Genomic DNA, 12,530 nt, shown 5'->3' on the forward strand with positions numbered 1-12,530 from the left:
GCTTAGTCACTACAGATTTCACTTAATTATTTTTTTAATGCTAATTTTTATAAAATCGTCTAGATCTCCATCTAAAACAGCTTTAATATTACGTTTTTCAAAACCAGTGCGTAAATCTTTAACTCTAGAACTATCTAAAATATACGATCGTATTTGACTACCCCAGGTAATATTTACTTTATTATTTTCTCTCATTTTTTTTTCATCGTTCTTCTTTTGTAATTCCAGTTCATATAATTTAGCCTTTAATTGTTTCATTGCCTGATTTTTATTTTTATGTTGTGAACGATCACTTTGACATTGAGTAACTATATTGGTTGGTATATGCGTAATACGTACTGCAGACTCCGTGCGATTAACATGTTGCCCTCCTGCTCCAGAAGCTCGGTAAACATCACAACGCAAATCTTCTGGACGAATGTTAATATTTATACTATCATCCGATTCTGGATATACGAAAACTGAAGCAAATGAAGTATGACGTCTTCCAGAAGAATCAAAAGGACTTTTGCGAACTAACCTATGAACGCCAGATTCAGTACGCAGCCAACCGTATGCATAAGGCCCAACAACTTGAATAGTAGCAGATTTTATCCCAGTAACCTCTCCTACTGATTCTTCAGTAATATCAATTATGAAACCTTTATGATTCATCCAACGCAAATACATACGTAACAACATGCCAGCCCAATCTTGCGCTTCTATACCTCCAGACCCCGATTGAATATCAACATAACAATTAGAGTCATCATATTTTCCTATAAACATACGACTAATCTCTAACTGAGATAATATACGTTCTAAATCAATTAACTGATCATGAATTTCATTCACCAAGGTATCATCATATTTCTCGATTAATTCTAATAAATCATTTAAATCCGATAAATCTTTAATAAGTTGATCAACAACGTTAATAAAATTTTTTAAAGAAGAAGATTTCTGACTTAGAACTTTTGCTATTTTAGGATTATTCCAAACACCAGGTGATTTTAGTTCAGCGCTAATTATCTGTAAATGTTTTTTCTTAAGATTATAGTTAAAAATCATCCTTAAACTTAAGCGCTCTATTTAACATAAGTTGAATATCTTGTTTAGTAAGATTAATATCTATCATAAAAATTTTATTCCTTAAACGTATATTTTTATTTATATTATTTCATATATTACATATACGGCTATGTACACTACAATACAATAAAAAATTGCTACATAAATATATAAAGATATTTGTTTTATTATGCTATTAATTATATAATTTAATTTGATTGTTTATTATAATTATTTTGAATATTATCAGTTATTAGTAACCATACACTGTTTTATATTTTTATTTATTTTATGTTAAATAACCTTGCAAACAACTATATATTAAAAAATAGTATCCTCATCAATTATTATCATATACCCGGTGTATATCAATACTTATTATGATGTCAATCATCACATAAAGTTTAAAACTGATAAATTATTTAATTTTAAATTTATAATAACAAATGTTTGTGATAATGTATCCAGGATATACTAAGTCGTTTAAATATTTAAGTGATAGAACCAAACAATATGTATTATATAATATTTATTTGGGGGGTTATTTTATTCATAAGGAAAATATGATCTTTCCTCATATAGTTTTTTCAGGACATTATCCTGTGCCTTCACAAGATTTACCACTAACATTCATCTCCCTTGAGGAGTGGATATTAATAAGATTATATGGCCCAGATGTAACGCAATACTTACATAATCAATTGACTTGTGATATTAAAAATCTAGAAAAAAATAAATACAATTTCTCAGCACATTGTAATCCAAAAGGAAAAATGATTAGCAATATGTATGTTTTCCACACCAGACCTCAAGAAATGGCATATATTGTACGCCTTAATATATATAAAAAACAGATTACAGAAATGAAAAAATATATAGTATTCTCTAATGTTACTATCACTCCTGATTACAATGCAGTACTTATTGGAATTACTGGAACACATGCAAGACAACATTTAAACACGTTTTTTGCAATTCTACCAAATAAAACGCATACGGTAGTGCACGATAAAAATGTCACTTTACTTTATTTTGATGCTCCAATAGAACGGTTTTTGTTGATTATTAACAAAAGATCAATATTACATCACTTATGGAGTAAATCAAAATATTGCATACTATTTAATAATAGCCGTCAATGGATCTCATTAGATATGGAAGCAGGTTATCCAATTATTGAACCGATAACCAGTGAACTATTTATGCCTCAATCTGTTAATATAGATGCATTACAAGGCATTAGTTTTAATAAAGGTTGTTATATTGGACAAGAATCTATTGCTCGTGTTAAGTACCGTGGATCCAATAAACAAGCATTGTATCGGTTAACTGGCATCATTCATTACAAGAATAATAATAAATTACCGGAACCTGGTGATCGAGTATTATTAAAAATAAAAGACCAACATTGGCAAAATATTGGTGTTGTTTTACAACACTGTCAAATTAAAAAAAATAACATATGGATACAAGTAGTATTAAATAGGGCAATTTTAGGACCTTCAGAATTAAAAATTACAAATATACACACTAATGACAGTCTCATTTTTTTTGTTATTAATACTAATAAAATTTAAATAACTTTTACACAAGCATAATAATATCTATTTGTACTCATAACGATCTTTCAGTAACCATTGTGGCATATCATCTAACCCCATAATATGATGTAATACACCTACTTTTAAATTAGGCATAGTGTTAATGAAATAAAAAATAAAATATTGTATACATTTTAATAAATAACTCTTATCACGAAGTAACATATGAATACATGAGATATTCATGAAACTTTTAGTTATTCTATATTTTCTGTTGCACCCATAATGCTTTAGATTACCATAAAGTCCAATATCTTTGTGATTTTTTTTCAGTGTCTTTAGATGATGTAATAACACTGCTGCATCTATCAGATCTACATTAATATTTTGAAAAAAAAAAGGACATATAGTATATGCAGCTTGCCCTAATAATACCAAACGATGATTTATAAAATTATGTGTATATTGTATCCTCGGTAAGAAAATCTTATATTTTATATTATCACATACAACACAATGACCTAATACATTACAGATTTCAATTAAATCGTAATTAATAGATTGAGTGGAAGTAGATATATATAGATATTTTTTAGCCGTATATGGTGGTAATAACCAAAAAACAACAGAAAGATGTGCGTTCTTTAACGGCAACAACACCAACAACCCATCATTATGAATGATACAACGAAGAGTATTTTTATGATTTTTTTCAGTGTAAATAATAGTAGTTAATCCATAATATTTAGTATCCATAAATATTGAAGAAATATTTGCAGCGTTTTTTACCCAAGAATTAATTCCGTCTGCTCCTATCACTAATTGAGCTTTAAATATATAATTATTCTTTACCGTAATAAATGCTGCATCATCATGATAATTTATTGCATCAGGTAAATTTGAATCCATAAATATAATATTTCTTAATTGTCGCGCACGATCAACTAACGCTTGATATATCAAATTATTATCAGTAATATATCCTAATTCAAGATATCCTAAATAACCAGTATTAAAAACAGTTTTCTGTATATTGTTCATTGTAAAGATTTCTAATTTATGCAACAAACTGGAAGATTTTGATATATTTTGATTCCAAACTTTTAGATACTGAAGTATTTTTGTGCTAGTTATATTAACTAGAGACATATTAACATTCCATTCCTCTGTTTCATCAATATGAGATGAAATCTTATTTTCTATGATTGCTATACGAAAATAATCATTCAGTCCACAAGCCAATGCTAATCCAGAAATTCCTTGATTTACAATTAATAGATCAAAACTTTCCATATTATTATATTATAATACTATTATTATTAAATTAATCTGTTTTCCAATTTAATATCACATTTACCAAAAGATGTTTTAATAGAGTACTGTAACTTAAAAAAAATAGGCCCATTTTTCGAGTAACAACAAGTGGTAAGTGATGATTACTGAATAAACGTACTAAACCATCGGTAATTTTAATGATTCTACATTGGTCTAAATATCTGTGTTTCTGATATTTGTTTAACACAGAATAATCTCCTATATCTAGATTTTGATATAGTGCTTGCACAATTACCTTAGACAGCACCACAATATCACGTAATCCAAGATTAAATCCTTGTCCCGCAACAGGATGTAAACTTTGTGCCGCATTTCCAACTAATGCTAATCTGTGACTAATATGACTGTGAGCACGTGTCAACCAAAGATTATAAAAAAATCGTCTTTCTACATTTAAAATTTTTCCTAATCTCCATCCAAATATATTTTGTAATTCTTGAGAAAATTTGTTCTTATTCCATATAGATACCTCTTTTTGTCGTGTATCAGAAATACACCAAATTAAAACACTATAATCATTAGACATAGGCAACACAGCTAATGGTCCATGTTCTGTAAATATTTCAAAAGCTCTTCCGAAATGAGGTATTTCAGTGGTAATTTTAGAAACTACAGCAATTTGTTGATAATTCCATCTAAACCATTGCATACCGCAATTAGTTGCTAACTCTGAGTATGCTCCATCTGCTGCTACCATCAATTTTGAAACTATTTGATAACCATTATCTAATATAATTATATTATTTTTTTTTTCACGTTTAATTTTTTTTAAAATCGCTGGACAATACACAGTTACAGTGGATTGATTACATAAAATATCAAATAATCTCTTTCGAAAAATATTCAGTTCAATAACATAACCCAATTCTGATAATTGATAATCTCGGGCTTTAATCAATACTTTGTTGAACCAAGGATATTCACTAACTTCCACTTGTTTTATAATAGTAGAGCAAGAAGATAAAATTGGAGCCACATTAAGTCGTATTAATTCAGAATAAGCCCCTCGGGACAAAGCTATTACCTGAGGTGGACATATATTTAAAGATAATTGTGCATCACAACAATAAGGAGAATGCTTTTCTATTAAAGATATTTCCACGTCTCCTTTGGTTAATTTAGATAACATTAACGCTAATATTGCGCCGGTTATTCCCCCGCCATTTATAATAATAGACATAAATTATTATCTAATATGCAAATACTACATTTTAGTATCAAACAAAAATTACAATTGTACAAAACTAAATGATCAAGCCAGCGTAATAAATATTGTATATTATACTATATATAATAAACATGCTATAACAAACAATTCATTATATAAATATTATTTTTTATAACGAACATACTTTTGAAACACAATCATTATTCAGTTAACTTTAGAATATAAATTGCAACATATATATTACAATTTATTTATAATAACGCTTATTCGCTTATAATACATAAAATATATTCATACCATTATGTAATAATCGAAAATTATAAAATATTTATTAAAATATAATTATACGTACCAAGTTTCATAATAAAAATTATCATTAACAACGAAGCAATTAAATAAATCTTTTAAAGACATTAGAAAATTACATATTAAACATATTATTGTTTTCATGTATCTTGGCAAAACAATTCAACTCTATAGATTATAGAAGAATCCCCATGCAGTCTATATGAATTAATTTTCGATAAAATTTATGGTATGCTAACTTTTTAGATTTTTTTATATTTAAAAACCTATTAATTATATTTTAATATATACAAAGGTTTTATATTTAAATATTTACAAATATAATAACGATAATTAGTTATTTTATGTGCATATAATTACACAATGCCGCTATATTTTATCAAGTATTTATTAAAAATTTTTATGCATATAATCATACAATCATTGTTATCATAATATATAATCATTAAAAAAATATAAATAAATTAAATACCAGGAAAGAAATATGCCTGAACAACCAACAGATATTCAAATTTTTGGTCGAACATTACGGATTAATTGTCCATCTCAACAAAAGGATGCTTTAAATAAAGCAGTAGAAGATTTGACTCAACGACTACAAGACTTAAAAATTAGAACAAAAGTAACTAATACTGAACAATTGGTATTTATAGCTGCTTTAAATATATGTCATGAATTAGCTCAAGAAAAATTAAAAACACGTGAATACGCTACTAACATTGAGCAACATATTCTGTTGTTACAAAAAACAATCGAAAAAGCTTTAGTTGCACATATTCACATCACCGAACATTCTAATGGTCCATTAGAATGTTCTAAACACGTGTAAATACATATATTATGTTTTATATTTTAGAGAAATACAGAGTATATAGTAGATAACAAAAATATAAAAAATAACTCATATAAGACCATATATAAATGCTTATTTTATATAAAAACACATAAATTTATATTATTTCCATACAAATAGTATTTGATATGTATATCAATGATAAAACAACATATAAAAAATCCATTCGTACATACATACGAACTATACGTCGCACTTTAACATTTCAAGAACAGCATACAGCGGCGCAATTAATAACTAATAAAATTATGACTATAAATCATATGTACAGATCAACACACATAGCAGCATTCGTTTCTTTTGACGGAGAAATAAGCACTAATTTACTAATACGAACTTTATTATTTATGCATAAACACATATATTTACCCATTATACCTTCTCTAAAATCTGATTACTTATTATTTTCAGAATATACATTCTCAACGCCTCTTATATATAATCACCTAAATATATACGAACCTAAATGGAATACCGATTCTATTGTACCTATAGAAAAATTAGATATTATATTTGTGCCATTAGTTGCATTTGATACTCACAGACACCGATTAGGTATGGGCGGTGGTTTTTATGATAGAACTTTAAAAAATTGGAAACATCAAAATAACTATGTACCCATAGGATTGGCATACAATTTTCAAAAAATACCAACTCAATTATTTCCTGTAGAAACATGGGATATAACACTACCAGAAATTATAACCCCATCTTATCATTTAATTTCAAACGATCATTAAACGATACATACCATTCTAAACAAAAAATATGTATTATCTTTATATTTTAATTTTATGAATATGTCGTATATTTTTAAATATAAATAAATAATTTTATAATTTTAAACAATTAATATTAACCTAATTATATTGATTATCAGAACTTCTTGATTGTAGTTATGTTAAAAATGAGTATAATTTATATTAATTAATAGACTATATATTTAAAATATTTTTTTAAATTTTACATTACTAAAATTTATTTTTTTCATAAACAAAAGAATTACGAGATAATTGTTTTGATACCATCTTTTGTTCCAATTAATACGATATCGGCCCGTCTCTGAGCAAATATACCAACACTTACTACTCCTGGAATATTATTAATTTTTGTCTCTAATAAAGATGCATTTGTAATCTTCATATTATATACATCTAAAATATTATTTCCATTATCAGTAATCATATTATGCCTATATTCCGGCAATCCACCTAAACGAATCAATTCCCTTGCTACAAATGAGCGAGCCATAGGAATCACTTCTATCGGCACTGGACCACGTCCTAATATATTTACTTGTTTACTGCTATCAACAATACAAACAAATTTTTTAGCTGCAGCAGCAATAATTTTTTCTTTAGTCAAAGCTCCACCTCCACCCTTAATCATTTGCATATGTATATCAATTTCGTCTGCGCTATCAAAATATACATCTAATTCGTGTAAACTATTAAGATTATATAGAGGAATACCTAGCTTTTTTAATTGATTAGATGAGTGATTTGAACTAGATACTACACCTTCTATTTTATCTTTGACACTATTTAATGCTTCAATAAAATATGTCACAGTAGAACCAGTGCCTACTCCTATAACTCTGCTAAACAGAATATACTGTAAAGCCGCCCAACCTACTGATTTTTTTAATTGATCCTTTACCATATGTCACCTATACGCGACGTATATTTATATATTTAGTGCATATTAATTTTAATCTATCACTGTTAATTTCTAACAATAATTTTCATTTTATATAAGTCAAAAAATGACATTTAGTGAGAGTTAAATACCATACAACTATATAATTATTATTATTATTATATAATATACGACGATATTACATCATGACCAACCAATTGTATGATAATCTATCTTGAAATTTAAAAAATTTAATATACTTTCAAATATATTCAATAACCTCCATTAAATTTAATAACAACATGATACTGATATCATTGACTACAAATCTATTCTAACGCATTTGAAAATTCTTCACTAATAAAAATTATTTTTATAAAACATTAATAGCATTTAAAATAGAAAATACTTTCTCTAAATGCTTAACCATCGATTTTTGTCCTGCACGAATCCAGATACGTGGATCATAAAATCTTTTATTTGGTTGATCATTTCCATATGGATTACCTAATTGAGTTTGAAGAAAATTTTTATTTTTATGGTAATACTTTAAAATCCCCTCCCAAGTGGCCCATTGAATATCAGTATCAATATTCATTTTTACAACTCCGTGCCTAATAGCTTCTCTAATTTCTTCTTTTGTAGATCCAGATCCTCCATGAAATACTAAATTCAAAAAATTATTAGGTAATCCAAATTTATTAGAAACGTGCTCCTGCGATTTCTGAAGAATTTTTGTATCTAATCGTACATTTCCTGGTTTATATACACCATGTACATTTCCGAATGATGCGGCTATAATGAATCTCGGGCTGATAATATGAAGCTTTTCATAAGCATAAGCTATATCTTCCGGATTTGTATACAATAATGAATGATTGAGATGATGATGATCTATACCGTCCTCTTCTCCTCCGGTACAACCTAGCTCTATCTCCAAAGTCATATTTAATTTATCCATACGATTTAAATACTGTGAACTAATTTCTATATTTTCTTTTAAAGATTCTTCAGATAAATCTATCATATGAGATGAAAATAATGGACTACCAGTTTCAGAAAAATGTTTTGTACCCAACTCTAATAGAGCATCGATCCAGGACAAATTTTCTTTAGCGCAATGATCAGTATGTAAAATAACAGGAATACCATAATAACTAGAAATATGATGCACATGTAAACTCCCAGAAATAGCTCCTAACACTGCTGTAGAACAATCAACTTTGTTGTCATTTAAACCATATCCTGCCATAAAAGCAGATCCTTTTTTAGAAAATTGTAAAATAATTGGAGCTTGCATATTAACTGCAGCTTCTAATGCAGCATTAATTGAATCTATACCTATACAATTTACTGCTGGTAAAGCAAAACTATTTTCTTTTGCAAAAGAAAATATCTTCTGTACATCATTTCCAGTAACTACACCTGGCTTTACAAAATCAAGTATCTTAGTCATGTATTCTCTTCTATTTTTTAACGAACACGCCTATACAGTATTATTTTAACACATACCGTATGTATCTTTATAAAAACAACTTGTTAACCAACAACATGTATACTTTCTAATTATTTAAAATATGCTTTTCAAGCATATTTATTGCTGGTAACGTTTTGCCTTCAATAAATTCTAAAAAAGCACCACCTCCGGTAGAAATATAAGAAATTTGGTTGGAAACATTAAATAAATCAATAGCCATTAAAGTGTCACCTCCTCCAACAATAGAAAAAGCATCACTTTCAGCAATAGCATGAGATATCATTTCCGTACCTTTTCTGAAATTTGGAAACTCAAATACCCCAATTGGACCATTCCAAAGAATAGTTTTAGCGCAATTTAAAATATCTAATATTCGAGAAATAGATTCATCACCCAAATCAAGAATTTGCTCATCATCCTTAATGTCAACCACAGCCTTCATAGTTACCTGAGCTGTTTCAGAAAATTCCGTGCTTACTCGCACATCACTAAGAATAGGTATATCACAATGTTCTAAAAGGCGTTTTGCTGTAGGTATCAATTCTTCTTCATATAACGATTTACCTACCTTTCTCCCTTGAGCCGCCAAAAAGGTATTTGCAATACCCCCTCCTACTATAAGATAATCTGCAATCTTTGATAAAGCATCTAAAACAATCAATTTAGTGGATACTTTAGATCCCCCAACTATCGCAACCATTGGTCTCATAGGAGAATGTAATGCCTGACCTAAAGCTTCTAATTCTTTTTGTAATAAAAGCCCAGAACAAGCTAAAGAAACAAATTTACCTATGCCATGCGTAGAAGCCTGTGTACGATGAGCGCTGCCAAATGCATCCATGACAAACACATCACATAACATAGCATATTTCTTAGATAACATCTCATCATCTTTTTTTTCCCCTTTATTAAACCGTACATTCTCTAAAACTAACAGCTCTCCTTCTGTACAACTCACTCCTTCTAAATAATCTTTAACCAGCCGTACTTCCTTGATATCCCGCCGAGTAACCAATTTTTTTTTTAAATAATCAACTACAGGTTGCAAAGAAAATTGCACATTATAATTTCCTTCTATTGGTCGACCCAGATGAGACATTACCATAACACGTTTACTTTGATTTAAAGCTAATTCAATAGTAGGTAACGATGCGTGAATTTTTCTGTTAGAAGTAATAACTCCATTTTTAACAGGTACATTTAAATCAGAACGAATTAAAACACGTTTATCCGTTAGGTCTAAATCACTCATTTTAATCATAGTCATGATGGGCAACCTTTTATGTATAAAACAATATAAACAATTATATATTAATGGTTAAAACATCTTTCTCTTACTACATATTGTGCTTAATAAATTATTTGAAAACTAAAAAATGGAAACTGTAAAAATTTACATATCATTAATAGTTACAATATACTGATATATGCGCATGTATGAAGAAAAACATGTAATGTACTTTTAAAAATAAAATTATTACTAATTTGCTGAATAATAATCTGATTTATAATTACTTATGACTTTAAGTATACATGATCATATATTCATTAAACATATCATACCACTACTTTTATAGTATCACTTAGTATCAGTATCACGTTACGCATGCAAAAAACAGTATAATTTATTATTTGATGATATATCATCAAATAAAAGCATTCAAATAACAAATAATATATAGAAATTAATTTCTCTAACTTTTCTTTGATTTCACTTGAGTATAAAGCATTTCCAATCCTAATGTAGCAGCTGCTAAAGCAGTGATTTGTGCGCAATCATAAGCTGGAGCTACTTCTACTAAATCAATACCTATAATATTTAAATTTTGAAAACCTCGTATTAACTTCAGCACACGGTAACTCGTTAATCCTCCAATTACTGGAGTTCCAGTTCCAGGAGCTATAGCTGGATCTAAACAATCAATATCAAAAGTTAAATATATTGGAAAAGATCTAACAACTGATTTTATTTTATTTATGATAATATCTATATTAGTATCATTAACATATTCTACGTCTAACACTGTGAATCCAAAATGCTTCTTATATTCGGTGCGAATACCAATTTGTATCGAATGCATAGGATCTATCAATTCTTCGTTAATCGCATGTAACATAACAACACCATGATCATATTTGCCGTTATCATCGTAATAATCTGCATGTGCGTCAAAATGTATCATTGCCATTTTTCCGAAAATTTTTGCATACGCACGTAATATAGGTAATGTAATATAATGATCTCCTCCAAGCGATAACATTTTTTTTTTAGACATTAACAAACGTTCAGCATGATTTTTTAAAGACTTTATAAAATCTTGTATGTCTCCAGATTTATATACTACATCTCCGCAATCAATTACATGTAGCTGTTCACGTACATTAAAATCCCAGGGCCAACGAAAATGTTCCCAAGCTAAATTTAGAGACGCCTGTCGGATAGCAGTTGGCCCAAATCTACTGCCTGCACGCCCAGAAGTAGCCATGTCAAAAGGAACGCCAGTAATTACCCATTCACTACTACTACTATAAGGATCAAATTCTAATGGAAATCGCAAAAAACCAAAGGCATTTGAAAATAAGGAATTATCATTTTGATAATTTAAAGTACACATGTATTTCCTTTCTTAATGAATATTAAAACAATTTATTATATATATAAAATATAGTTTAAGTAAAACTAAATGAATATTTATTTAAATTGATATTTAAATTTTTTCATACAATCCGTCGATCAAAGTAAAACATCAGATAGGTCTACAAATTTAAAAAATTTTAAGAATATATTTAAATTAACCTATATTATAAAGTGAGATCTTATCCATACAGTATCTTATATTGATAGCTTATAAATAAAAATATATCTTCATTTATTTTCCATTTAGTGTTATTTAAACACATAACACAGCAAATATCACTTTTAAAGAATGCTACATCAGATATTTAATTCATATAATTATTAAATATTTATAAAAATTTAAAAAATCACTCATACAATGAGATTATAGTATGAATAATTTCCAATACTCTTAATAAACTCATTAAACTACGTATTGAATAATAAAATGAATAGATATATGGAAACTGAATTAGTATGGTATGTTTCCATAAATCACAGATCAAAAATATCAAAATAAAAAATATTTACAAAAAATATTTATC

The 12,530-nt window shown here is 27.9% G+C and carries 10 protein-coding genes; 3 read left to right on the plus strand and 7 right to left on the minus strand.

What is annotated here, in order from left to right:
• Positions 1-18: 18 nt before the first annotated feature.
• Positions 19-1,078, minus strand: a protein-coding gene (prfB, locus tag GN161_RS00395) for a peptide chain release factor 2 (protein ID WP_420021886.1) whose coding sequence is annotated in 2 segments (ribosomal slippage) — positions 19-1,062 and positions 1,064-1,078 — 1,059 coding nt in all. Because the reading frame shifts where the segments join, the coding sequence is not laid out codon by codon here.
• A 430-nt stretch (positions 1,079-1,508) separates the two neighbouring features.
• Here prfB and ygfZ point away from each other — a divergent pair.
• Complete coding sequence (ygfZ, locus tag GN161_RS00400) at positions 1,509-2,627, plus strand: tRNA-modifying protein YgfZ (protein WP_236840103.1); 1,119 nt, start codon at positions 1,509-1,511, stop codon at positions 2,625-2,627.
• 27 nt (positions 2,628-2,654) lie between these two features.
• Here the strand turns inward: ygfZ and GN161_RS00405 are convergent, their stop codons facing one another.
• Together GN161_RS00405 and ubiH are read right to left on the minus strand one after the other, a co-directional pair.
• Entirely contained in the window at positions 2,655-3,884 is a 1,230-nt protein-coding gene (locus GN161_RS00405; RefSeq protein WP_159714401.1) for an FAD-dependent monooxygenase, read from the minus strand.
• A gap of 31 nt (positions 3,885-3,915) precedes the next feature.
• Positions 3,916-5,106, minus strand: coding sequence for a 2-octaprenyl-6-methoxyphenyl hydroxylase (gene ubiH, locus GN161_RS00410; RefSeq protein WP_159714403.1), 1,191 nt, complete (start codon positions 5,104-5,106; stop codon positions 3,916-3,918).
• Positions 5,107-5,884: 778 nt separating this feature from the next.
• Here ubiH and zapA point away from each other — a divergent pair.
• Both zapA and GN161_RS00420 read left to right on the plus strand, forming a co-directional pair.
• Positions 5,885-6,229, plus strand: coding sequence for a cell division protein ZapA (zapA, locus tag GN161_RS00415; protein WP_159714405.1), 345 nt, complete (start codon positions 5,885-5,887; stop codon positions 6,227-6,229).
• A 152-nt stretch (positions 6,230-6,381) separates the two neighbouring features.
• Positions 6,382-6,993: a 5-formyltetrahydrofolate cyclo-ligase gene (locus GN161_RS00420; RefSeq protein WP_159714407.1), complete on the plus strand. Its 612-nt coding sequence runs from the start codon at positions 6,382-6,384 to the stop codon at positions 6,991-6,993.
• A gap of 262 nt (positions 6,994-7,255) precedes the next feature.
• Here GN161_RS00420 and rpiA read toward each other — a convergent pair whose 3' ends face one another.
• The 4 genes from rpiA to speB form a co-directional block, all read right to left on the minus strand.
• Positions 7,256-7,915: a ribose-5-phosphate isomerase RpiA gene (gene rpiA / locus GN161_RS00425; RefSeq protein ID WP_159714409.1), complete on the minus strand. Its 660-nt coding sequence runs from the start codon at positions 7,913-7,915 to the stop codon at positions 7,256-7,258.
• A 349-nt stretch (positions 7,916-8,264) separates the two neighbouring features.
• The gene (gene fbaA / locus GN161_RS00430) at positions 8,265-9,347 is read right to left on the minus strand and encodes a class II fructose-bisphosphate aldolase (RefSeq protein WP_159714411.1); all 1,083 of its coding nucleotides are present in this window, start codon (positions 9,345-9,347) and stop codon (positions 8,265-8,267) included.
• A gap of 106 nt (positions 9,348-9,453) precedes the next feature.
• Positions 9,454-10,635, minus strand: coding sequence for a phosphoglycerate kinase (locus GN161_RS00435; protein WP_159714413.1), 1,182 nt, complete (start codon positions 10,633-10,635; stop codon positions 9,454-9,456).
• A 427-nt stretch (positions 10,636-11,062) separates the two neighbouring features.
• Positions 11,063-11,983: an agmatinase gene (gene speB / locus GN161_RS00440; RefSeq protein ID WP_159714415.1), complete on the minus strand. Its 921-nt coding sequence runs from the start codon at positions 11,981-11,983 to the stop codon at positions 11,063-11,065.
• Positions 11,984-12,530: the final 547 nt, after the last annotated feature.

Source organism: Blochmannia endosymbiont of Camponotus nipponensis (assembly GCF_009827135.1).
GTDB lineage: Bacteria > Pseudomonadota > Gammaproteobacteria > Enterobacterales > Enterobacteriaceae > Blochmanniella.